This window comes from Nocardioides terrae, assembly GCF_900112345.1.
Taxonomy (GTDB): Bacteria; Actinomycetota; Actinomycetes; order Propionibacteriales; family Nocardioidaceae; genus Nocardioides; species Nocardioides terrae.
Window position 1 is genome coordinate 59,065 of sequence record NZ_FOLB01000008.1, and the last position, 23,966, is coordinate 83,030.

Genomic DNA, 23,966 nt, shown 5'->3' on the forward strand with positions numbered 1-23,966 from the left:
GGATGGACCGGCAGTCGTTCCCAACCCGTCCGCGGACGGACTAGCCTGAGGTCACGGCACACCGTGGGAGCCGGCGTGCCGGGCCGGCGCGCACCGGCCTCGCCGCTCGAGGGGCGCTGGCCCCGGAGGTGCTCATGGAACGACCGAACGAGTCTCCACCCCCTCCGAGGACAGGGCGGGACGGCTCGTCGGCGGAGGAGACCGGGTACGCCGACGTACCGCTGCTCCCCCGCGTCTACATCCCTCGCCCGACGCTGTGGGACCGCCTCGACGAGGCCTGTCTCGCACCCTTGACGACCCTGATCGCACCCGCCGGCGCGGGCAAGACGCTCGGCGTCGCGGGATGGCTGCGCTCCCGGGCTGGCCCGACACCCGAACCCCCGGGGTGGATCCACGCGGACGCCTCGTGCGATCCCGCCACGATCATGGGGATCCTCGACGCCACGGTCCCCCGCCTCCTCGTGGTGGACGACGCCCACCAGCTTCCCGCTCCGACCTTGCGTGCACTCGAGGCCCGGCTGTCGGACGCGCCGTCGTCGATGAGGGTGCTCCTCGTCAGCCGGTCGACGCTCTCGCTGAGCCTGCTGGTGCCCGAGCTTCTCGGCCAGTCCACCACGCTGCGGGGCGACCTCCTGCGACTGAGCGATGCGGAGGCCGCCATCGTCGCCGAGGCACACGCGCACACCAGCGATCCGACGGTGATCGACGCGATCGTCGACCAGGCGCACGGCTGGTGCGCCGCGCTGGTGCTCACGGCCCGGGCGGTCGGCGCGAGTCCGGACCACCGTACGGCGGTCCAGCGGTACGCCTCGGGCGGGGCGGCGGCTCCAGAGCGCGTCGCCAGCGAGGTGTTCGCCGCGCTGAGCCCACGTCAGCGGCACGTGCTCCTCTGCGCCGGTGCCGAGGCGTCCGGCGTGGTGACCGAGCACGACATCGTCCATCTCTCGCACGACGCCGACGCGGTCGGCGTGCTGGCCGAGCTGGAGGCGACCGGCTTCCTCGTGACCAGGGTGCCGCCGGCCGCGGGCCAGCGGGACACGGCGCGCTACCGCACCCACCCCCTGCTGCGCGACGTCGTCCGTCGTCGCCTGAGCGCCGGCGGCGTGGACGTCGCTCGGGCTCAGGCAACGGTCGCCCGCGCCGTGCACCTCGACGTCTCGCGGGGGATCCTCCGGCAGGCGTTCAGCCGGCTCGTGCACGCCAAGGCGATCGGTGAGGCCGCCGACCTCCTCGCCGTCGACGGTGCCCGCCTGGTGCTGATGGAGGAGGACGGTCCGGCCATCGCCTCGTTCGTCACCGAGCACACCGACGTCATCGAGGGCCGACCGGACAGCTGGTTCGCCATCGCGCTGGAGCGCTGGATCGACGGGGACCTCGAGGCAGCGGGCCACTGGATCGACCGGATCCTGACGCGGGAGTCCGTCGCCGATGGCCCCGAGGCCGGGACCGCGGTGGACGGTCCGTTGCCCTCCGCCGTCGTACGGCTGTGGCATGCCCGGCTGGGCTTGGAGTCGCTCGACGCGGCGGTGCTGAACGGGGAGCGGGCGCTGTCGGCGACGGGGACCGGCCCCGGTTCTCGGGTCGCGCACGGACCAGTGCTGCCGCTGCTGCTGAACGAGCTGGGCATCGCGCAGAACTGGCTCGGCCGGCTCAGCGACGCTGAGGCCCACCTGACGGCCACCATCGGGTCGGCCCAGGCGCAAGGAGTGCCGGCACTGGTCGCTTCCGCCATGTCCCACCTCGCCTTCACCGAGCTGATGCAGGGGCGCGAGCACGCCTCCGCACGGGTCGCGACCGAGGCGCTCACCCTGATGGGCGATGCGAACCGGTGGCGAGCCGGGGCGGCACCATCGCGCGCCACTGCCACGCTCACGATCGCCGCGACGTTCGGGCCGCCTGAGCAGGCCGAGGGGCCGGGCGATGCCGTCATCGGCACGCCTGTCCAGGCCCACGATCCGTGCACCGCCTTCTGGTTGCGCATCCGGGACGCGCGGCAGGCACTGCTGTCGGGGGCGCTCGTCGAAGGTGAGCGGATCCTGTCCACGCCCGCACCGTCGATCGACCCGGCCGGCCTCCCCGTCCACCTACGCGTTGCGGAGCTCATGGAGCAGGGGCTGCTCCGGGTGGTCATGGGAGACGCCGAGGGGCTGGGATCGGTCCGTCGGCAGTTCGAGGACCTCGGAGCGGCAGGGGAGGCGCAGCTCATCGCCGGATGGCTCGCCGACCTGCGGGGGGACCGGCCGGCCGCGCTTTCGGCCCTCGGTGCCGCGGGGGAGGAGCCGGCGCACGACCAGCCGGCGACCCGCGCACTGGCCCTCTGCTCCGAGGCCCAGCTGCTGGCCGCGTCGGGCAGGTCGAGCGCTGCCCTGACCCGGCTCGAGGCCGCGGTCGCCGTCACGGAGGCGCGACGCAATGCCACGCCGTTCCTCGGGTGGGCGCGGCACGGCACCCGGATGCGGACCCTTCTCCGTCGGCTCCACGAGGTGCGGCCCTCCTCCTGGCTGCAGGAGGTCATCGCCTCGACGGAGCATCGCGGCGACATCGTCGCGACCCGTCCGCCCGCGCGCGGGATCGTCGTCAGACCCAGGTCGGCGATGGAGGCCGGCGGCGGAGCCGGGCTGTCGTCGCGAGAGTGGGAGGTCCTGCAGGGGCTCGCCAAGGGTGCCACCTACGCCGACATCGCGGAGGAGCTTTTCGTGTCGGTGAACACCGTCAAGTCCCACGTCTCGGGCCTGTACGCGAAGCTCGGCGCGACGCGCCGGGGTGAGGCGCTGGCGGTCGCCCGCGCCAACGGCTTCCTCTGAGCCCGCCCCGCGCGCTGCGGATCACCGGGTCCGGGTGATCCGTCCAGCCCGGGTCTGAACGATGCTGACCAGTGCGAGGTGCGCCCGCGGCACCATCCACACGGCCAGGAAGCACGGGGTTCGGCATGACAGGACCGGTCTCGCCGTGAACGCCCGGCGGCGCCGGTGGCTCGTCCGCGGGGTGCTCCTCGTGGTGGCCGCCGTGGCCACCGTCGTCGCGGTCCGGCTCATCGGACAGGTCGACTGGGCGGAGGTACGCCGCTCGCTGAACCGCCTGGACTGGTGGCAGGGCCCCGTGCTGATCGGCCTCCTGCTGCTCCGCCAGGTCATCAACGCGCTGCCGCTCTCGCTCTACATCGCCGGGGTCACGCCCTACCAGGCAACGCTCAACGACCAGGTCGCCATCCTGATGTCGACCGTCGCACCACCGCCGAGCGACCTGGCCCTGCGGACCGCGATGTTCAGCTCCTGGGGCGTCTCCGTCGCCCGCGGCATGACGGGCACGCTGATGAACACCGTGACCTACTACATCGTGCGGTTCAGTGCGCCCGGCGTCGGGCTGGTGATCCTCGTGCTGCGCGGCGATGCCATCGGGATCCGCCTCGTCGACCTGGCCAGCCTCGCCGTGGCCGCCGGCATCGTGGCCATCCTCCTGATGGTGATGCACAGCGAGGCGCTCGCCGCGTCGATCGGAACCCGGGCCGGCAGGACCGCGCGACGGTTCCGTGACGTCGACCCTGCGGCGTGGTCGGCGGCCTGCATCAGGTTCCGCGAGGACGTCGCCGCCCGCTTCGGCTACGGCTTCCCGCGCTCGCTCCTCGCGCTGAGCGGCATGTTGCTCGTCGACGTCGGCATGCTGATCCTCTGCCTCCGCTTCGTCGGGGTCGGAGCGACAGAGGCGCCGGCGATCGAGGTGGTCGCGGCCTACCTGATCGCCTACCCGCTCACGCTCTTCCCGTTCTACGGCCTCGGCCTCGTGGACGCCGTCGTCCTGGCCACGGTCACCGCGGTCGGCGGTCACGACGTCGAGGCCACCGCTGTCGCCGGGCTGATCGTGTGGCGAATCTTCATCATCGGTGGGCCGCTGCTGCTCGGCGCCGCATCGCTCGTCCTCTGGCGCCGCGCAGCCGGATCCTCGGATCGGATCGGCGGCTCGGCGGAAGGCTCACCCGACCGGTGAGCCGGCGGACCGGCCGTTCCAGCCGGCGTGCACCGGCGTCATCCAGCTGCGGAGGAGCCGGACCTGCATCATGGCGCCGATCAGCGCCAGGGCGACGTACGCCGTCCACCACCACCACCGGTCCTGCAGCACGCTGCTGGTGGACTCGTCGGCGAGGTCGCCAGGGGTCACTGTTCCCGTGAGGAAGACCAGGCCGGTCAGCGTCACGCTGCTGCCGGTGAAGGCGCTGAGCAGCACCAGCAGGATGATCGGCAGGTCCATCACGAGCGCCCCCAGGCCCAGGACCAGGCCGCTCAGGACCCCGACCAGGGCGACCAGCCACGACCACGACACCCCGAGAGCGACCATGGTGTCGGTCGCGAGGGTGAAGCCGAACGCGGCCATCGCGACCATGATCGCGACCTCGTAGACGGTGTAGGCGACGGTCGCGAAGAGGACGCCGACCACGACGGCGGCCAGGAACGCCACCGCGTCGGCCAGGAACCGCTCACCTGTGACGGCCGCGATGGACCCGGCGCCGACGAAGGCGCCGACGAGGCCGGCCCACAGGGCGATCAGGAGCCGCATCACGACCGCCCCACGCAGGCACAGGACGAGGCCGACCACCAGCGTGGCGAGGCCGATGACGAAGCCGGACCAGGTCATCGGAGCACGAGCGGACCAGGACGGCCAGCGCCCGAGCCGACCCGGATGCGGACGAGTCGCATGTCCCACGTCCCTTCCGGCGCCCGGCCGGCACCCCGCCGTCACCCAACAGGTCACATCATCGGACCACCGCGGCCCGGGCGGGCACACCTGAAACGGGTGATCGGCCGGCTCGAGCGGCCGAGTCGGTCAGGCGCGCAGCAGCTGGGCCAGAGCCTGCCGGCGCAGCCGCCGCCACTCCACGAGGGCGAGGAGCAGAACGCCGACCAGCACGGTCGCGACGACCACGGCGAGGGACCACGGCAGGACGAGCGCAGGTGTGCCGGTCCCACCGGTGATCGACCCGAGCGACATCAGACCGAACATCGCCGACGCGGCGCCGATCCCGAGGGCGAGCCCGGCGAGGACGGCGACGACGGCAGGGATCAGCAGCTCGCCGACCAGGACCTTGCGCAGGTCGCCGCCGGCGAGCCCGAGGGAGCGGAGCCGACCGAGGGACGCACCCCGGGCGGGTCCCTGGGTGGCGGCCGCGAGCGACACCCCCAGGAGCGCGACGAGCATCAGCAGCACGGCGGAGGCGACGGCCAGCCGGACCAGGCCCGAGGACAGCGGCGCGCGCCGCCGCTCCTGGAGGACATCGGTGTAGGTGACGACCGTGCCGGAGGGTCCGGCGTCGGCCTTCACCGCGGCCGCTGCGCCGGGCCCGACCGCCCAGACCGTGTTCGGGTCCGCAACGGCGCCGGCGGCGGCGAACGCCTTCGAGTCCACGACCACCACCGGGCCGACCGACGCGTCGACCCTCGGCGCCTCACCGACCACGACGAGAGGGATCCGCGCCTTCTCCCACTGCACGGCGAGGCTGTCGCGCAGGTCGGCGTCGTCGCCGAGCAGCAACGCCGGCACGCGCGCGTCCTCCCTCGACGCGGCACGGAGGCGCTCGAGGTCGGTGCTGTCCGACGGTGCGAACGTGGCGACGATCCGTGCGTAGGCCGTCGCGTCGACGACGACCAACCGCACCGGCTCCGCGCTGCGCTCCGAGGACGCGGGCACGTCGTCGGCGACTCGAGCGGCCACGGCGGCCTGGACGCCAGGTGCTGCGGCGACCGATCGCGCGGTGTCCGCCACGGCAGGGTCGGGCGGGGCGGTCAGCCGGGCGTCGCCGCCGACGGCCAGCATCGCCCCAGCGGCCTGGCCCTCCCGCTCGCTCGCGGCGAGGACCAGGCCGAAGGTGAGCTGGGCGACGGCCACCGCCACCACGAGCAGCGGCAGCGCACGGGCACCGGCCTCCGCCAGTCGGGCCGCGACGAGGAAGCGGACGTCCCCGCTCGAGCGGCGCGTGGCTCGCAGCGTCAGCCGGATCGCCCGGGGCAGCAGCCGGACGACGACGACCGTGCCCGCCACCGCCCACCACAGCGCAGCACTGGCGGCCGTGAGATCCCCGACGCCACGCTGGCGCAGGGCGACGAACGAGAGCACCGCGGCCCCCAGGACGGCGACCTCGGCCCCGAGTCGCTGCAGGCGTCGCGCACGGATGGCGATGCGGCGCGCCGACCGGTTGGCCGGGACCCGGCGCGCGCTCGTCGCGCGGGCAGCGGCGACGGCGCCCAGGATCGGCGTCGCCGTCGCCGCGACGACGAGCACCGGCACCGACCAGGCCCAGCTCGCGTCACCGACGAGCAGCCAGGTGGTCGCCAGGCCGACCGCGGCGCCGGCCACCGCCACCAGCAGCGCCTCGACGAGGAGCTCGAGCCCGACGCCGAGGAGGGACGCGCCTCGCTCGCGAGCCTGGATCACGGAGCCGCGGCGGCGGTCGACGAGCAGCTGGGCCGCGAGCACGAGCACCAGGAGCGCGGAGGCGAGCAGCCCGACGAGCAGCACCTGCGCCTGTCCCTGCGCCGCCGTGACCTGGGCGCGGCCGTCGTCCAGCACCCGGACGAGGAGGCTGTCCCAGGTGGGGGCGTCCTGGGACGTGCCCCGCGACGACTGCAACGCTCCGATCGCCCGCTGCACCGCCTCGGTGTCGTGCCACCGCAGCTGCGACGGCTCCGGGTCGAAGATCACCCGGTAGCTCAGGTCGTCCGCCGGTACGCCGACGCGCAGGTCCGGCAGCGACGCGACCGACACCAAGGCGGCCGCCGAGGCCGTCGGCACGCCGTCGGCCACGCCCACGGCCGGGTCCAGCAGCTGGGGGGAGGTCTGCCACGCATCAGCTTCCGCATCGGTCGCGGTGTAGACGCCGGTGACGTGGACGGAGAAGCGGCGGTGGTGCTCGTCCTCGGCCGGCACCCGGTCGCCGGCATGAAGGCCGAGCGCCGTGGCCGCGGCCTGCGACAGGGCGACCTGCACCGGCCAGGGCTGGGCGCCGGGCCGGACGGTCAGGGAGGCGCGTGCGCGACCGACGCTCGCCTTCGGTGCACCGCCCGCACCGTAGGTCACCCCCGGCGGGCCGTGAGGCGTGTCGACGTACACCAGCCGCAGGTAGCGTCCGGGCCCGTCGTCGAGCAGCTGCAGGGGCGGCGTGCTGAGGGTGGCGACGCCCGGACGCAGCACGGACTCGAGGACAGGTGGCAGCAGGTACTGCGCATACTCGGCGTCCTGGCGCAGCTTCACGTCGGAGAGCGGGTCTCGCTGGGCGCCCCTCGGGTCGTCGTACCCCGTGGGCGCGGTGGCCACCACCTGGCTGCGCGTGCCGGCGTCGCGCACCGTCGCGGCGATCGCGCGGTCGGCGGTGCGCTCGCCCAGCGGCTCGACCGAGGCGGTCAGTGCGACCGTCACCGCCACCACGAGTCCGGTGAGGACGAGGAGCCCGGGGTCGCTCCGCATGCGTCCGCGGATCGTCGCCCCGTGCAGGTGCGATCGGAACCTCATAGGTCACCCGCCCGGAGGTCGGCAGGGCCGGAGCGACTGACCTGGCGCGCCGTGAGGACGGCGGTCACGACGAGCGCGGCGACCAGCAGCCCGCCTCCGAGCAGGGTCTCCGCCGCCCACGGCAGCGCGACGACCGCGCTGGGGACGGGGGCGGCGCCGACGTCGGACCGGATGAGCTGCGGACCGACCACGACGGCCCCCAGGATCCCGACGAGCGCGCCCACCAGCATCAGCGGCACGATGAAGACGGCGTGCTCGACGAGCAGCACCCGTCGGGCCCCGCGGCGGGTCAGTCCGAGCGCGCGCAGACGGGCGACGTCGGCCGAGCGCCGCTGCGCGTCGGCGCTGAGCACGAGGCCGACGCCCGCCAGGAACATCAGCCCGGCGGCGACCACGAGCACCGCGAGCGCGGTGGGGACCGTGACGCGCAACGGCCCGTGGCTCATCTGCGCGGCGACCTGCTGCCGCGTCGTCACCTCACCCAGGTGGGTGCCACGCAACACGCGCACCAGGTCCGGCGCCGGACGGGCGAACCACCAGGCGTCCACGACCGGGTCGAGCCGGCCCGCGTCGATGAGCGACCGCGTGAGGGTGTCGATGTCGGCGAGCACGGCCACCCGTCCGGGAGCCGACGGCACGTCCGGCACGACCGCGACCACCCGCAGCGGCACGGCCGCGTCGCCGACGGTGGCCGCGAGGGTGCCGCCGACCTTCGTGCCGACGGCGTCGACGAGGTCCTGCGAGACGGCAACCGGCACGTCGGCCGGTGGCGCGAACGCCGTCGCCAGCACGGACGCGCCGGTGAAGGTGAAGTACTCGAGGTCGATCCCGGTCGTCGCGGTCAGTGCGACGCCACCGGTGCGCGACTCCACCGAGACCGTCGCACCGCGCACCGGGCTGTCGCGCTGGAGGCTCAGCAGCCTCCAGGCCGGGTCGGAGCCAGCCGTCGCGCCCGGGATGTCGAGGGTCACCGAGACCTCGCCCGTCGCGACGTTGCCGGCTCCCGAGTCGGGCACGGTGCCGGGGTCGCCGTCCAGGTCGAGGCGTACGGCGACCAGGCGGGCGCCCGCCCCGATCTGACCGCGCCAGTCCACCGGATGCGGGCGGCCGTCCAGCGGTAGCGTGGCGGCCACGACCGAGCTCCGGAACCCGGACGGGTCCTGGACCACGGCGGTCACGGACGCCGTGATCGAGGAGTGGTCCGGTGCCCGGCCGGTGGCCTCGATGCCCGCGCCGGCCTCGGGCAGCGGCAACCCCTCGACCGCAGCGTCAGGTGCCAGGTCGGCCCCGACCGACGCCCAGCTCCGACCGGGCTCGAGACGTCCACGGAGCAGCGCGCCCGCGTGCCTGGTGTCGAGGGCGACGAGCGCAGGTGGCGAGCCGGGATCGCCGAGGAAGCTGCCCAGCGCCAGCGGGGTGTCGACGACCGGGGAGGCGGCCGTGGTCGCCGCACCGCTCGCCGCACCGCTCGCCGCCACCGCCGCCGCCACCGCCATCGCGTCCTGCGGGACGGCCGGGGCGGGCAGGGCGAGCGACAGGTCGGTCCCCACGCGCAGCGCGGTCTGGTCCTCCTGCGAGCGTCCCCACGTCGATCGCAGGGCGAGCCCGAAGACCGCCGTCGCGACGGCGGCCGCGATCAGCACCATCGCGGTCCCGACGTGCGGGCGTCGCGCGGCCTGCTGGGCCGCCAGTGGCACGAGGAGGCCGCGCGACGCGCCGCCCGCCCGAGCCGAGCCGGAGAGCAGCAGGGGTACGAGACGCACCGCCATCACCGTGGCAGCGGCGAGGCAGAGGACCGGCGCCACCGTGAGCGTGACGTCACCGCGGGCGTCCGTCGACGAGGGCTGGGTGTGCAGCTGCCACCAACCGACGACCGCCAGCGCCACCAGCAGCACGCCGCTGCCCGCGCGGACCACCGACCGGCCCCGTGGGTGCCGGTCGGTTGCGGTCTGCGAGTCCTGCACGGTGACCACCAGCGTCAGGGCAAGCACGAGGGCCCCGGCCACGACCGTGAGCACCAGCCCCCCGGTGACCGTCGGTGACTGGGTGAGCCCTGCTGCGCGCAGGCTCGCGAGCCGGCTGAGTCGGGCGTGGACCAGCGAGGCCGCGGGAACGGCCAGCACTGCCGCGACGGCCGCCACCACCACCGCCTCGACCAGGGCGGCCACGATCTGCTGTCGCCGGCTCAGCCCGAAGGAGATCAGCAGCGCGCGCTCCTCGTCGCGGAGCGAGGCCAGCAGCCAACCGGCGAGCAGCGCGGCCGCGAGGGACAGCGTGGTGCTCAGCACGAGCAGCACCAGCACGGTGGACCGCGTGGTCGCCTGCTGCGCGTGGATCCGGTCGAGCGTCTCCGGGAGGTCCGAGGCCACCCGGGTGATGCGGGCCTCCCCGGTGAGCTGGGAGGTCAGCAGGCCGTCGGCGTGGTCGAGCGAGTCCACCGCGGTCCGCAGGGACGGCGCGTCGGCCAGCGACAGCCGGGGGTGGGCGGTGACGCGCATCCCCGTCACCGACGAGTCCGTGCTCGACAACGTCGCGTCGCTGACCAGGAACGGGCCGTAGGCCGGTGCGGTCAACGAACCGTCGCTGTAGGTCGCGTCGAAGCCCTCGCCGGAGAGCGGGTCACCCTGCCAGCCGGCGCGGTCCCGCGGACGGAAGGTGCCGACGACCCTGACGCTCACCGGGCGGTCGGTGCCCCCGAGGCCGACCTCCTGCCCGAGCGTCACCCGGTCGCCCGGTCGCAGGCCGAGGAGGCGTGCCGCGGTGTCGGGCACCACGGCCTCCGGCGGCCCGGTCGGGTCGTCGGTCGGCCAGCGCCCCGACATCAGCTCGGCCGCCCGCGTCAGGGCGTCGCCCGAAGCCAGGTAGGCCAGTCGGTCGCCGTCACCCAGCCGCCGCATCCGTGCGGTCACGGCGCTGGTCACGGTCGGACGCATCGGGGCGAGCAGCCCTGTGACGACGCCGTCGGCCTGTCGGCGGGCATGCGCCACGTCGGGGCCGGCGACGTCGACGACGTACGCCGTCACGTCCACGTCCCGCGGCTGCGAGCGCAGGATCTCGACGTGGAAGGCGCGCTCCTGCGTGACGCTCAGCAGCAGCGTGCAGACGCCGAGCAGGCTCGCGGCCACCGCGACGAGCACGACCGCTGCCGCCAGCACCCGCCACTGGACGAGGGCACGCCGGCAGACCAGGGCTAGCACGCGGGTGCCATCAGAGGTGGACCCGACCGTCCGCGATCCTGAGCACACGGTCGGCGAGCGACATCATCACGGGGTCGTGGGTCGCCACGACGGCGGTGACGCCCTCGGACTCGACGACGGCGCGCAGGAGCGCCATCACCGAGAGCCCGGTCTCGGCGTCGAGCTGCCCCGTCGGCTCGTCGGCCAGCAGCAGCCGCGGCGATCCGGCCAGGGCGCGGGCGATCCCGACCCGCTGCTGCTGGCCGCCGGACAGCTCCGACGGTCGCTGCAGCTCGTGGCCGCGCATCCCGACGAGGTCGAGCAGGAGGGCGACGCGCTGCTCGCGGTCGGCGACCGGCGTACGACGCATGCGCAGCGGCACCCCGACGTTCTCGGCCGCGGTGAGCGCGGGGATCAGCCCGAAGGTCTGGAAGACGTAGGAGATCGAGTCGCGCCGCAGCCGGCTCAGGCCCTCGTCGTCGAGGGCGGTCACCTCGGTGCCGTCCAGGCGCACCGAGCCCTCGTCCGGTCGGTCGAGACCGCCGACCAGGTTGAGCAGCGTGGTCTTGCCCGAGCCCGAGCGGCCCACCACCGCGACCATCTCTCCCGGCGCCACGTCGAAGGAGACCTCGCGCAGAGCGTGCGTCGTCCCCGGGCCGGAGCCGTAGGTGCGCGACAGCCCGCGTACGGCGACCATCGGCTCGACGGGGGCGCTCACTCCTCCTCGTCCCTGTCGGAGCGGATCTCGACATGGTCCTGGGCGAGCGCGATCCGCACCCGACGAGTGAGGTCGAGCGCCTCCCGGAACTCCCGCGGCACCTGCACCCGTCCCGCGCGGTCCATGACGGCGTACTCCTCGGCGGCGCCGGGCGCGCCCTCCGTGTCCGCGCTGCGCAGCACCTCGCTGCTGGTGCGGCCGTCCCGGATGGCGACCGTGCGTGCCACCTGGCCGCTCACCGCGGCGTCGTGGGTCACGACCACGACGGTGGCGCCGAGGTCGCGGTTGGCGGTGCGCAACGCGGCGAACACGTCGGAGGCGGTCTCGCTGTCCAGCTCGCCGGTCGGCTCGTCGGCCAGCAGCACCTTCGGCCGGTTGGCGAGCGCGACGGCGATCGCGACCCGCTGCTGCTCGCCGCCCGACATCTCCTGCGGCCGACGATGGGCGCAGTGGGCGACACCGAGGGTCTCGAGCAGCGTCTCCGTGCGCTCCCGCCGGTCCTTGCGGGCGGTGCCGGCGATCGTCATCGGGAGGTCCACAACCTGGCTCGCCGTCAGGTAGGGGACCAGGTTGCGGGCCGCCTGCTGCCGGACGAAGCCGACGACGTGCCGCCGGAACCGCACCCGGTCCGAACGTGACATGTCCACCAGGTCGTGGCCCGCCACCCGCGCGCGGCCGGCCGTCGGCGCATCCACGCCGGCGAGGACCTGGAGCAGCGTCGACTTGCCCGAGCCCGACGCACCGACGATGGCGACCATCTCGCCGTCATGGATCAGCAGGTCGAGTCCCTGCAGGGCCTGCACCTCGACGCTGTCCGTCTGATAGATGCGGACCAGGTTGTCGCACACGACGAGGGCGTCGTGCCCGAACTCGGGAGCGTGCCGGGGACCGGCCGGAAGGGTCAGTACCGGATCGGTCATCCGCATGTTCTCCGCCCTGGCGAGGTGTGCCTGCCGATGCTAGCCACTCCGGTCGTCGTGCGGATGCCGATTCCGGCGTCCGACGCGCGGGCTTTCGACCCCTGGCCGAGCCGAGTCGACGGCGCGGGCCGAGCAAGCACCCCACGAGCCAGGGCCGCCTCGGGGTGATCGGCGGGCGATCTCCTCGCGCCGCTCGCCCCGGTCCGCGAGGATCACCCCGTGAAGCGAACGTCCAGCAGCGCGATCAGGGAGTCCAACCGGTCGAGCGTCGTCGAGATGCTGCGGCGCCACGGGGCGATGACCCGGGCGGACCTGGCGGCCGCCACGGGCCTGTCGCGGGCCACCATCTCCAGTCTCCTCACACAGCTGAGCACGGCCGGGATGATCACCGAGCACCGTCCCCCGACGGAGGGTGGGACGGGGCGGCCGTCCGCGCTCGTCTCGCTCGATCGGACGGCGGGGCTCGCGATCGCCGTGGACATCGGCGTGCGGCACGTCGCCGTCGCCGTCGGGGACCTGTCCCGCCGGGTGCTGGCCGAGCGGTGGGTGCCGCTCCCGCACGGTCACTCGGCGGACGCCGGGATCGCGACGGTCCTCGACTGCATCGACCAGACGACGGCCGAGGCCGACGCCCGCCGCGACCAGATCATGGGAGCGGCGATCAGCATCGCCGCACCGGTGCCTCGGACGGAGCGACGACTCGCGGTCCCGGGCGTGCTGCCGGGCTGGAACAGTGCGGCCCTGGCGTCCGCGGTGGGGGAGCGGTGGGACGTCCCGGTCGCCGTGGAGAACGATGCGAACGCCGGTGCGCTGGGCGAGTCGACGTTCGGGGTCCTGGCCGGCGCGCCGAGCCTGGTCTACGTCAAGCTCGCCAGTCGGGTGGGGCTCGGGTGCGTGCTCGAGGGGTCGCTCTACCGCGGCGGCGGCGGCTTCGCCGGCGAGCTCGGCCACATCACCGTCGACCTAGACGGGGAGCGGTGCTGGTGCGGCCTCCGCGGCTGCCTCGAGCTGTACGCCGGCGGGGACGGCCTCCTGCGCCGGCTGGACCGCGCCGGCGCCCGGGTCGAGGACATCGCCGACCTGGTCCGACGGGCGCACGACGGGGACGCGGCCGTGCTGAGGGCGGTCGCCGACGGGGCCCGCATGCTGGCGGTCGGCCTGTCCAGCGTGGCGCTGCTCCTGAACCCGTCCGCCATCGTGATCGGCGGCGAGCTGGCCGAGCTGGGCGAGCTGCTGCTCGGGCCCATCCGACAGCAGCTCGCGGAGATTCCCTTCGGCCCTCCGACGGAGGTGGTGCGCTCGACGCTGGGCGACCGGGCGTCGATGGTCGGCGCGCTCGCACTCGTGCTCACGGAGTCCCGTCGCTTCGGCGACCGTTCCGGCTCGGTCGCTCCGTCGGCCTGACCCCGGCCGGCGTACGCGAAGGGCGGCCCGGCCCCACCAGGGGACCGGACCGCCCGTCGTTCGAGCTGCGCCTCAGGTGCTCAGACGCGCCTCGTCCTGCTGGCCGCCGTGGTGACCGGCCCCTGCTTGAGGGTGACGACCACCGTGTGCTTGCCGCGGGGCAGCTTCGACAGCTTCAGCGTGACCTTGTCGTGCTTCAGCCTGCCGTGGGCGACGACCCGCTTGCCGACCCTGACTGTCACGGTCGCCCTCCCGGCCGTCACGCCACCGTGGAGGAGCGCCCGCACCTTGAGCACGGCCGCCCGGCCGTGGCCGTGCCGCTTGACCGACAGGACCGGCGTCTGCCGGCCGACTGCCACCGTGACCGTGCGCGTGACCGCCTTCCCGAACGGGTCGCTCACCGTGTAGGTGAAGCTGTCCGTCCCGACGAACGTCGGCGCGGCGGCGTACCGCAGCGTGGCGCCGCCGCCGGTCACCGTGCCGTGCAGCGGCTGGCTGTGGCTGAAGGTCAGCGGGTCGCCGTCGACGTCGGTCCCGGTGAGCGTCAGGGCGACCGGGTAGCCGACCGTCGTCCGGGTGCTGACGTCGCCGGCGGTCGGGGCGTGGTTGGCGGCGACCGTCCGGTAGCTGACCGTGGTCGCCGTCGTGACCGACCGCGACGCCACCCGAGCGGTGATCGTGCGAGTGGCCGCGTCATAGCTCCACGCGCTCGCCGGCTGCTTGACGCCGTCGACCAGGACGGCCGTCGGCGCAGCGGCGTTGGTGAACTTCACCGTCCAGGCCCGGTCGGTGACCTGGCCCGTGAAGCCGCCCTGCGCCGCGCCGATCCGGAGCGAGGCCTGGCCGCCGTCCTCGGTGTAGTCGAGGGCGGTGGTCGCCGACTTCGTGCTGTCGTCGGTCTTGCCGTCGTCCTCGAAGAGCGAGGACGAGCCGGCCGCGCCACCGGCGACGGTCACCGTCACCTTGTCGAGCGGGTTCTGGACGTCGTTGGTGACGTCGTCCGTCCGCGTCGTCATGATGCCGCCCGAGCGCAGGAACACCGGCATGGTGGCCAGCGTCGTGGAGACCTGAGCGGTCGTGCCGCCGGCGTACGTCTTGCCGGTGAACACGTCGGTCCAGGAGCTGCCCTCGGGGAACCACACCCGCGTCTGGACGGTGTCCATGCCGGCGCTCGTCACCGGGGCGACGAGCACGTCCGGTCCGTAGAGGTACTCGGAGCCGGCGTTGGCGTAGGACTCCTGCGAGTTCGGGTAGGCGAGGTAGAGCGGACGGGTGACCGGGACGCCGGTCGCCGCGGCCTGCTGCGCGAGTGTGTAGGTGTAGGGCACCAGGTTCTCGCGCAGGTTGAGGAACGACTCCGCCGACTCCTTGGCCGCCGTGCCGTACTGCCAGGGCAGCCGGTCGCTGTGGTTGCCGTGCAGGCGCAGGATCGGCTGGAAGGCGCCCAGCTGCACCCAGCGTGCGTAGAGGTCGTCCGGGATCTTCCGCGAGCCCGGCTCCGACCCGGCCGGGTCGGAGGAGGAGTCGTTGAAGCCGCCGATGTCGTGGCTGACCGGGGACAGGCCGGTCGACGCACTCTCACCGGGGGTGTAGCCGACCTCCATGGCCAGCGTGCTCCAGCTCGACGTGCTGTCGCCGGTGAAGTGCACCGTGCTGCGCTTGTCCGCCCACGGGCCGGTCGGCACGGCTTGCTGGCCACCCGCCTGCAGCGAGCCGAACGCACGGGCCAGGTTGAACCCGCGGCCGAGCGTGTCGTCGGTGTACCACTTGTAGTTCTGGTTGATCCACGCGTCCGGGGTGACGCCGGCCGACGACGAGACGGACTGCTCGCAGCACCAGTCGAGCCACCAGACGTCGTTGCCCTGCTGCTTCATCTGGTCGTGCAGGTCGAAGTACGCCTTGAGCTGGTTGGGGTCGCTCCAGTCGAAGACGTAGCAGTTGGCGGTGTGCGCGACGTCGCTGTAGCAGCCGGCGTTGTTCTGCGTCAGCGTGTTGCCGGCCGTCGCCTGCGCGGCGGCGTACTGCGGGTCGGAGTCCAGCACGCTCGGGTGGATGTTGAGCGAGGTGTGGATGCCCTGCGCGTGCGCCCAGTCGAAGTAGGCCGTCGGGTCGGGGAACTTGTCGGTGTCGACCTGCCAGCCGTCCCACACGTCCGGCGCCTTGAAGTCGGTGTCGGTGACGAGCGCGTCCAGCGGCACGCCCTCGGAGCGGAACTTCGGCACGATGACGTCCTGGTAGTCGGACGCGGTGCGGTTGTAGTACTCCGAGTACCAGACCCCGTAGGCCCAGCGGGGCAGCAGCTCCGAGGGGCCGGTGAGGGTGGCGAGGTCACCCAGCGCGCGGTCGTAGTCGGTGCCGTAGGCGAAGACGTAGCCGTCCTGGTAGGTCCCGGACTGCTGGGGACGGGCGGTGACCGTCTTGGCGGAGCTGTCGAAGATCGACGAGGCGGTGTCGTTCAGCAGGTACCAGCCGTCGGCGTACAGCAGGCCGGGCACGGTCGGAGCCGCGCCGTTGACGCCGTCGACACCACGGCGGTAGCCGCCGAGCGGCGCGTGCGCCGCGAGCAGCGGCGCGTCGGGCGCGGTGATGGCGACGGTGTCGACGTTGATGCCACAGCTCGCGGCGTTCGGGCACTGGAGGGCGACGTCGTTGTCACCGGCCGAAAGGGTCACGGGGTACGACGCGGTCCGCCAGCTGTCCCACGTGCTCGTCGAGCCGAGCGAGACGGTGGTCGGCTGCTGTGTGCCGACCCGGATCGACACCGGTCGGTCGCCCTGGCCCGCGGCGCTGGCGAAGCGCAGCTGCAGCGCGTACGTGCCGTCAGCCGGTACGCCGGTCACGTGGACCGTGTCGGAGGCCAGCGTGCCGAGCCCCGCGACGAAGGAGGTGCCGGAGTAGCCGTTGTGGTCGGTCGCCGGGAAGGCGCCGCCGCCGAGCGTGCCCGACTCCGCCTCGCAGACCTCGCCGAACGCGCACGTCGACGCGGCCGGCGGCGCAGCGGTCGGGAACTCCGCGCCCGTCTCCAGGACGGCGACGCTGTCCATGTTGATGTCGGCGGTGTCCGACGGTCCGTGGGAGAGGGTGACGACGTGCTTGCCGGCCGGCAGCGTGATCGCCGTCCGGGCCAGGCCCCAGGTGTCCCAGTTCGCCGTGACCGGCAGGCTGAGGGTCTGTGCGGCGCCGCCGTCGACCGAGACGCTCAGGGTGCGGGTCGTCCCGTCCTTGGCGTTGGCGTAGCGCGCGGCGAAGTCGTAGGTCCCGGCGGTGGCGGCGTCGACGGTCATCGAGGCCGACGAGCCGCCGCCCTCGAAGCCGGCCGCGAAGCCGGAGCCGGTGTAGCCGCTGTGGTCCTTCGCAGTGCCGAGACCGGAGAGCAGCATGCTCTCCGCCTCGCACAGGGCGCCGATGTCACACGTGGGCGGCGTCTGTCCGGCCCAGGGCGACGCGGTCACCTTCTGCTGACCCGCCTGCTCGGTCAGGATGAGGTTGGAGCCGGTGAACTCCCCGGAGCCCACCTTGTACTTCAACGTGGCCTTCGGGGTGGTGATGACGAACCAGCCCTCGTCCTCCTCGCCGGTCGAGGTGGTCGACCCGAAGGAGTCCCGGCCGATCGCGTTGAACGTCGGCGCGTCGGTGAACGACCCGTCCGCGGAGTACTCCGTGCGGATCAGGGTCGAGGACAGCACCTCGAACCGGGCATGGCCCGACGTGTAGACGTTCGACCCCGGGGTGTCGGCCCGGGCTGGGCTGCCGCTCGTGCTGAGGACCGAGGTGACGACAGCGGCGGCGCTGACGGCAGCGACCCCCGCCCGCGTCCATCGTGCTCTTGTACTCACTCATGCTCCTATCCGAGGAATCGAGGTGATCGGCCTCACACTGGCGGGCCGGGCAACTTCTGTCAATACTTCGACAAAAGGCCTGACTTCTGATGAGGAACGGCTCGTGGAGGCTTGCGGCCGGGCCGGGCCGGCCCGCCTGCCCGAGGTCCGGCGTCGCACCGGTAGGTTGGTGCCCTCCGGCTCCGGAGGGATGGACGGTCAGAACCATGGACGACAACACCGACAAGGCACTGGACGCCATCGGTCGCTTGGCCGAGTCGCTCAGTCCGGGCGACCTGGACAGGACGATCGCGTCCCTGACGACGGCGGCGGTCGAGATCCTGCCGGGCGTGGACCACGCCAGCATCACCATCCGCCACAGTGACGGCGCGATCCGGTCCTATGCGATGACGGACCCCGTCCTCCGGGAGCTCGACGACTACCAGTTCTCCATGAAGGAGGGCCCCTGCTACGACGGGGTCACGAGCGACGCGTTCACCGTCTGCGGGGACCTGCTCGCCGACTCCCGCTACCCCGGCTACGGACGACTGGCATGGGATGCCGGGATCAAGTCGCAGGCCGGCCTCCGTCTCTTCGAGTCGCCGACGTCCATCGGCGGCCTGAACCTCTACTCGACCTCGGTGGGCGCGCTCGCGGACATCACCTTCCTCGCCGGGCTGTTCGCCAGCCACGCGCGCACGGCGCTCACCTACGCCGCGCAGATCGACCAGCTGGGCGAAGCCATGCTGTCCCGCCAGAAGATCGGTCAGGCCGTCGGCGTCATCATGGAGCGCTACCAGCTCCCCGAGGAGCGGGCGTTCGGCTACCTCAGCCGCCTCTCCCAGGACCGCAACATCAAGGTCCGCGAGATCGCCGAGGAGATCATCGGCGGGACCGACCCGGTCCGGTCGATGCAGTAGGGCCGGCCGGCCCCACCGCACCGCGGCGCTCGATCACCCCGACAGCGTCCGCCTCCCGGTGCTCAGGGGCGCGGTGCTCATGATGGTGGCCGGCGGGACCGGAGCCCTTGCCGGCAGGAGCGTGTCGTAGTGGGCGAGCCGGCAGACCTGGATGTACCGGTCGGACGCGGCGACGACCTCGACGTACCCGTCGTCGGCCATGAGCCGTCGCTGGATGCCTCGGAGGAGGCCGAGGCCGTAGGCGTCGACGAAGGTGACGCCGGTGAGGTCGGCCCGGATGCGTGAGGCCCCACAGATCTGGAGTGACTCGAAGGCGGCCGCGACGGCGTCACCGCTGCTGAAGTCGAGGTCGCCGTCGATGCGGATGTCGCCGTAGGGCAACGCGAACGTGAGTTGGAACTGAGGTCGCAAGGCGGGCCCCTGTCACCGAGGACGGCTGCACCCCGGTTCTAGAGGCGCCGTCATCGAGAACGGTACCCCACGCCCGACTCGGCGACCTCGGGCGCGAAGCCCGCACCACGGTCACAGACAGACGAGCACCAGGCACAGCAGCAGCACGGCGCCGCCCTGGAGGGTGGCGCGCAGCGTGATGATCGACTCCCACCGGTCCTGCAGCGCCCGTGCGTCCGCCGGCACCTCGTCGGCCAGCGCGGCAGCGCTCAACCGCACGTTGACCGGCTTGGCGATGCGCATGAAGAGCACCAGCCACACCACGAGCAGCAGCAGGGCGCCGCTCGCGGAGCTGCCGGCGGCCGGCATCGCTCCGATGAACGCGAGGACGGCCGCGAGCCCCGTGCAGGCGACACCGGCGATGCCCGCGACCGGGAGCCGGCGGTCTCCGAAGTGGTGGCCGCGGCCGACGGACTGGACGAGCGTGCGCTCGTCGACGCCCGCGTACGCCGGCCGCAGGACGACGGCGGCGAGGACGTCGGCGCCGAAGATCACGGCGACTCCGAGGATGGCGACGATGGTGCTGATCGCGATGACGACGTCCATCAGGCTCCGACTCTCTGCGCGGGATGCGGCGGGTCCGATCTGTGAAGATGATTCACAGATCCCGACGTTATAGTGAACGTCATGCACAGTCAACCGGACCGCGCGCTCCGGCAGCTCTGGGGCCTCGACGCCCCGGCCGTCCGCGGTCCGAAGGCGCGCTGGAGTCCCGAGCAGCTCGCCGCCGCCGCCGTCGAGCTGGCCGACCGGCACGGCCTCGAGGGCATCTCGCTCGCCAAGGTGGCCGAGCGTGTCGGCATGACCACGACGGCCGTCTACCGGTACGTCGACTCGAAGGCCGCGCTCGTCGAGCTGATGGTCGACGGCGCGATCGGCGATCCGCCGCGCATCACCGGCAGGGACTGGCGACAGCGCTGCCGGTCCTGGGCCTCGCTGCTCGCCGACCGGTATGCGGAGCATCCGTGGCTCTGCCACGTCACGCCGAGGAGGATGCCGACCCAGCCGCGGGCGTACGCCTGGATCGACGCCCTCGTGGGTGCGATCGCGGACCAGGCGGGCGTGGACGCCCTGCGGGTGGCGCTGCTGCTCGACAGCCTGGTGCGCACGTACGCCGCCCTCGAGGTGGGTCTGCGTGACGCGATCCCCGCGCCCTGGCTCGACCAGGCCGTCGCCGAGCGCTATCCGCGGCTCGCGGCGACGGCCGGGCAGGACGTCTCGGACGCCCGGGGGGAGCTGACGTTCGCCGTCGACACCGTGCTGCGCGGACTGGGCTGACCGGCCATCTGAGCCCCCCGGGGGGTCAGGCTTCGCGCGCGTCTCCCGGCGGTCGTGGCGCCTGGACGTCGAAGCGGACGCCGATGAGGCGGATGACGAAGCAGACGACGGCGCCGACCGTCGCGGAGGGCAGGTCCCCGAGGCCGGCCCGGTCGCCGGCCACCAGGAGGAGAGCGCCCACCAGCGCCGGGATCGCGTAGAGGCCGCTGGTCAGCACGGAGGGGACCTCCCGGATGAGAACGTCGCGCAGCGTCCCGCCGCCGACGGCCGTGATCGCCCCCAGGATGACGGCCTGCCCGAACCCGACGCCGAGGTCGAGCCCCTTGAGGGCACCGCTGACCGCGAACAGGCTCAGTCCTGCGGCGTCGAGCACGAGGATCGGCCGGGCGAGCCGGTCCAGGCTGAGGCCGGCCACGAAGGCGACCAGGCCGCCGGCGGCCGCGACGGTCAGGTAGCGCCAGTCCCGGAAGGTCGTCGGCGGAAGCGCGTCGAGCAGGATGTCGCGGACCATGCCGCCGCCCAGGGCGGTGAGCATGCCGAGCGTCACCACGCCGACGATGTCGAGGCGCGCGACGCGGATCGCCGTGAGCGCGCCGTTGAGGGCGAACGCGAAGACGCCCAGGAGGTCCAGCGCCACGAAGGTCGGCGACGTCGTGTCCACGCGCCTTGTCTACCCCACCGCGCGTGCCCCGCGTCAGCCGCCGGCAGGCTCGAGCGGGAGCCGTACGGCGACCGTGGTCCCCGTCGGCCGGGGCTCGATCGTGATCGTCCCGCCGTGGCGCTCCACCACGATGCGGCGGGCGATGTCGAGGCCGAGCCCCGTGCCCTTGCCGACCTCCTTGGTGGTGAAGAACGGCTCGAACGCGTGCGCCGCGACCTCGGCGGGCATCCCCGGCCCGGTGTCGGAGATCTCGACGAGCACGTCGGACTCGTCGCCGTCGAGGCGCACGGTGAGCACGCCGCGGCCCTCCATCGCGTCGACGGCGTTGTCGATGAGGTTGGTCCACACCTGGTTGAGCTCGCCGGGGAACGCGTCGAGCAGTCGCGGGTCGCCGTACTCCCGGACGACGGTCACGTCGGTGAGCTTGTGGCCGAGGATCGTCAGGGTGCTCTCCAGACCGTCCCGCGGGTCGATCCGCTGCCGGGAGGCCCGGTCGAGCTGGGAGTAGGAGCGCACCGCACCGACCAGGTCGGAGATCCGCCGGGTGGACTCGCCCACCTCGGCCAGCAGCGTGCGGGCGTCGTACGTCGCCGCGACCCAGGTCAGACCCGGTTCCAGACCCGGCCCGCCGAGGGCATCGGCGGCCCGCTCGCACCAGGCGGCGTCGACCCCTGCCGGTGCCAGGGAGGCCGCCAGCCGCCACGGCTCGCCGACCCCGTGTCGCTGCAGCCAGGATGCCACCGCATCCTCGCGGTCGGCTCGGGTCATCGCGTCCTCGTGCGGGTCGGGCGCGGCGACGCCGCGGCGGAGGGCGTCGAGCTCGGCGAACTGGCCGGCGGTGATGTCGTCCCCGGCGAGCCTGGTGAGGGCGCCGAGCAGTGTGTCGCAGGCGACGGTGAGCTCCTGCTGGGCCCTGATGGCTGCGGCCGCCGGGTTGTTGAGCTCGTGCGCCAGGCCGGCCGCGAGGGTGCCGAGCGTGACCAGCGCGTCCCGCTGCCGTGCGGTCGACTCGATGGACCGGGCGGTCCGGTGCAACCCGCCGATGATGTGGCCGGCCAGCGGGAACCAGTGGCCGACCAGCTCGCGCAGGCGCGGCGCGGGCAGCCGCAGCAGCCGTCCTTCGGTCACGCCGCGCCCGGTCGCCAGGTAGACGCCGTCGACGTCCCAGGCACGGAAGCCGCCCGCCCACTGGCCCGGCGTGGCCATCCGCGCGACCTCGACGTCCTCCCGGTCGATGCGACGGACCAGCCCGATCACGCCCTCGAGCAGGACCCACCAGTCGTCGGCGTACCCGCCCTCGGCGAAGACGACCTCGCCGGGCGCGAAGCGCGTCTCGGTGGCCCCGGCGGCAAGCTCGGCGAGCTGCTCGTCGCCCAGGCCGGCGAACAGCTCGATCCTGCTCAGCTCGGTGGTGTCCATGCGGGCCTCAGGTCATCGCCAGGTAGCGGTGGGTGAGGTAGATCGACATCGCCCCGTCGCCGACCGCCGACGCCACCCGCTTCATCGACTCGAGCCGGACGTCGCCCGCCGCGAAGACGCCCGGCATGCTCGTCTCGAGCGGCAGCGGGGGCCGCGCGAGCGGCCACATCGGTGGGTCCGAGAGGCCGGCGAGGTCCGGCCCGGTCAGCACGAACCCTCGCTCGTCGCAGGCGATCCCGGCGTCCAGCCAGCCGGTGCGCGGCGTGGCGCCGATGAAGATGAACAGCCAGGACGCGGGCACCTCCTCCGCCTCGTCCGTGACGCGGTTGCGGATCGTCAGCGTCTCCAGGTGGCCGTCGCCGGCCGCCTCGAGGACCTCGCTGTCGCAGCGCACCGTGACGTTGTCGGCGGCGGTGATCCGGTTGACCAGATAGCTCGACATCGTCGCGGCCAGCGCGGGCCCGCGGACGACGAGCACCACCTGCTTGGCGAAGCGGGCGAGGTTGAGGGCGGCCTGGCCGGCCGAGTTGGCACCGCCGACGACGTAGACGACATCGTCGCTGCACTGCGCGGCGTCGCTGGCGTTGGCGCCGTAGTAGACGCCGCGCCCCTGCAGCCGGTCGATGCCGTCGACGTCCAGCCGCCGGTAGGACACTCCCGTCGCGAGCACCACCGAGCGGGCCTCGATGGCGTCGGCGCCGTCGAGCAGCAGGGCGCGCGCGGGCCCGCGCTGCTCCAGGCCGCTGACGTCGCGGGCGAGCACGAGCTCGGCGCCGAACCGCGAGACCTGGGCCAGCGCGCGCTGGGCCAGGTCTGATCCGCTCAACCCGCGGGGGAAGCCCAGGTAGTTCTCGATCGCCGCGCTCTGGCCGGCCTGCCCGCCGGGCGCCTCGCGCTCCACGATCACGGTGCGGAGGCCCTCCGAGGCGGCATAGACGCCGGCGGCGAGACCGGCAGGGCCGGCCCCCACGATGCACACATCGTAGAGGGCGTGGCGCGCGTCGGTGTGCAGGTGCAGCGCGGCCGCCAGCTCGCGTACCGCGGGGGAGCGGAGCGGCTCGGCGTCGGGCGGCAGCACCAGCGGCAGGTCCTCCGCACTGCTCCCGGCCAGGTCGTAGAGCCGGCGGCCCTCGTCGTCGCGCTCGACGTCATACCACTGGTAGGGCACGTGGTTGCGGGCGAGGAACGTCTTGAGCTCGTGGGCGCGGTCGGACCAGCGGTCGCCGACGATCCGCAGGTCGCTGGTCACCTCCGGATGCGCGCGCTGCCAGTCGCCGAGCAGGTCGTCGACGACCGGGAACAGTCGCTCCTGCGGCGGGTCCCACGGCTTGAGCAGGTAGTAGTCGAGGCCGATCTCATTGATCGCGACGATCGCGACGTCGGTGTCGGCGTAAGCGGTGAGCAGCAGCGCCTTGGCATCCGGTGCGTCCTCGCGAGCCTTGGCGAGCAGCTCGACGCCGGTCATCTGAGGCATCCGCTGGTCGGTGACGATGAGCGCCACCGGCTCTCCGCGCAGCGCGAGCGAGCCCAGCAGTGACAGGGCCTCGGCGCCGGACGTCGCCGCCATGACGCGGTACTGGCCGCCGTACTGGCGCTTGAGGTCCCGCGACAGCGCAGCGGAGACCTGCTCGTCGTCGTCGACGGTGAGAATGGTCGGTCGGCTCACGGGCGTCGCCTTCGCATGAGGATGTCCAGCGCCCACCGT

The 23,966-nt window shown here is 73.5% G+C and carries 16 protein-coding genes; 5 read left to right on the plus strand and 11 right to left on the minus strand.

Going from position 1 to position 23,966, the window contains the following annotated elements:
* Positions 1 to 134: 134 nt before the first annotated feature.
* Complete coding sequence (locus BM236_RS19515) at positions 135 to 2,804, plus strand: helix-turn-helix transcriptional regulator (protein ID WP_139230091.1); 2,670 nt, start codon at positions 135 to 137, stop codon at positions 2,802 to 2,804.
* Positions 2,805 to 2,949: 145 nt separating this feature from the next.
* Positions 2,950 to 3,984, plus strand: coding sequence for a lysylphosphatidylglycerol synthase transmembrane domain-containing protein (locus tag BM236_RS11840; RefSeq protein WP_245750295.1), 1,035 nt, complete (start codon positions 2,950 to 2,952; stop codon positions 3,982 to 3,984).
* Here the strand turns inward: BM236_RS11840 and BM236_RS11845 are convergent.
* From BM236_RS11845 to BM236_RS11865, 5 genes are all read right to left on the minus strand, one after another.
* A complete protein-coding gene (locus BM236_RS11845; RefSeq protein WP_091123992.1) occupies positions 3,970 to 4,629 on the minus strand; it encodes a TM7S3/TM198-like domain-containing protein in 660 nt (219 codons plus the stop codon). The two genes, BM236_RS11840 and BM236_RS11845, sit on opposite strands and share 15 nt — an antisense overlap.
* Positions 4,630 to 4,818: 189 nt before the next feature.
* Complete coding sequence (locus tag BM236_RS11850; RefSeq protein ID WP_139230093.1) at positions 4,819 to 7,452, minus strand: FtsX-like permease family protein; 2,634 nt, start codon at positions 7,450 to 7,452, stop codon at positions 4,819 to 4,821.
* A 41-nt stretch (positions 7,453 to 7,493) separates the two neighbouring features.
* On the minus strand, positions 7,494 to 10,694 hold the full coding sequence (locus tag BM236_RS11855) for an ABC transporter permease (RefSeq protein WP_091123997.1): 3,201 nt from the start codon (positions 10,692 to 10,694) through the stop codon (positions 7,494 to 7,496).
* Between the two features lie 10 nt (positions 10,695 to 10,704).
* The gene (locus BM236_RS11860; protein WP_217645311.1) at positions 10,705 to 11,391 is read right to left on the minus strand and encodes an ABC transporter ATP-binding protein; all 687 of its coding nucleotides are present in this window, start codon (positions 11,389 to 11,391) and stop codon (positions 10,705 to 10,707) included.
* Entirely contained in the window at positions 11,388 to 12,311 is a 924-nt protein-coding gene (locus tag BM236_RS11865; RefSeq protein ID WP_091124266.1) for an ATP-binding cassette domain-containing protein, read from the minus strand. Before BM236_RS11865 ends, BM236_RS11860 begins: the two co-directional genes overlap by 4 nt.
* A gap of 219 nt (positions 12,312 to 12,530) precedes the next feature.
* Here BM236_RS11865 and BM236_RS11870 point away from each other — a divergent pair, with 219 nt between their 5' ends.
* Positions 12,531 to 13,715 carry an ROK family transcriptional regulator gene (locus BM236_RS11870; protein ID WP_091123999.1) on the plus strand — a complete coding sequence of 395 codons (1,185 nt, stop codon included), beginning with the start codon at positions 12,531 to 12,533 and terminating at the stop codon, positions 13,713 to 13,715.
* Positions 13,716 to 13,795: 80 nt separating this feature from the next.
* Here the strand turns inward: BM236_RS11870 and BM236_RS11875 are convergent, their stop codons facing one another.
* Positions 13,796 to 17,551: a TIM-barrel domain-containing protein gene (locus tag BM236_RS11875; protein ID WP_091124001.1), complete on the minus strand. Its 3,756-nt coding sequence runs from the start codon at positions 17,549 to 17,551 to the stop codon at positions 13,796 to 13,798.
* 209 nt (positions 17,552 to 17,760) lie between these two features.
* On the opposite strand from BM236_RS11875, the gene BM236_RS11880 reads away from it, so the two are divergent.
* A complete protein-coding gene (locus BM236_RS11880) occupies positions 17,761 to 18,453 on the plus strand; it encodes an ANTAR domain-containing protein (protein WP_175507662.1) in 693 nt (230 codons plus the stop codon).
* Between the two features lie 33 nt (positions 18,454 to 18,486).
* Here BM236_RS11880 and BM236_RS11885 read toward each other — a convergent pair whose 3' ends face one another.
* Together BM236_RS11885 and BM236_RS11890 are read right to left on the minus strand one after the other, a co-directional pair.
* Positions 18,487 to 18,864 (minus strand): STAS domain-containing protein, encoded by a 378-nt coding sequence (locus BM236_RS11885; protein ID WP_139230094.1) that lies wholly within the window; start codon positions 18,862 to 18,864, stop codon positions 18,487 to 18,489.
* A gap of 111 nt (positions 18,865 to 18,975) precedes the next feature.
* Positions 18,976 to 19,449, minus strand: a complete 474-nt coding sequence (locus tag BM236_RS11890) for a DUF1772 domain-containing protein (protein ID WP_091124013.1) — start codon at positions 19,447 to 19,449, stop codon at positions 18,976 to 18,978.
* Between the two features lie 81 nt (positions 19,450 to 19,530).
* Between BM236_RS11890 and BM236_RS11895 the strand changes: the two genes are divergently transcribed.
* Complete coding sequence (locus BM236_RS11895) at positions 19,531 to 20,181, plus strand: TetR/AcrR family transcriptional regulator (RefSeq protein ID WP_139230095.1); 651 nt, start codon at positions 19,531 to 19,533, stop codon at positions 20,179 to 20,181.
* 25 nt (positions 20,182 to 20,206) lie between these two features.
* Here the strand turns inward: BM236_RS11895 and BM236_RS11900 are convergent, their stop codons facing one another.
* Genes BM236_RS11900 through BM236_RS11910 form a run of 3 tightly spaced genes read right to left on the minus strand, consistent with a single transcriptional unit; the run spans position 20,207 to position 23,927 of the window.
* Positions 20,207 to 20,842: a trimeric intracellular cation channel family protein gene (locus BM236_RS11900; RefSeq protein WP_091124017.1), complete on the minus strand. Its 636-nt coding sequence runs from the start codon at positions 20,840 to 20,842 to the stop codon at positions 20,207 to 20,209.
* A gap of 33 nt (positions 20,843 to 20,875) precedes the next feature.
* Positions 20,876 to 22,261 (minus strand): sensor histidine kinase, encoded by a 1,386-nt coding sequence (locus BM236_RS11905; RefSeq protein ID WP_091124019.1) that lies wholly within the window; start codon positions 22,259 to 22,261, stop codon positions 20,876 to 20,878.
* Positions 22,262 to 22,268: 7 nt separating this feature from the next.
* On the minus strand, positions 22,269 to 23,927 hold the full coding sequence (locus BM236_RS11910) for an NAD(P)/FAD-dependent oxidoreductase (protein ID WP_091124021.1): 1,659 nt from the start codon (positions 23,925 to 23,927) through the stop codon (positions 22,269 to 22,271).
* Positions 23,928 to 23,966: the final 39 nt, after the last annotated feature.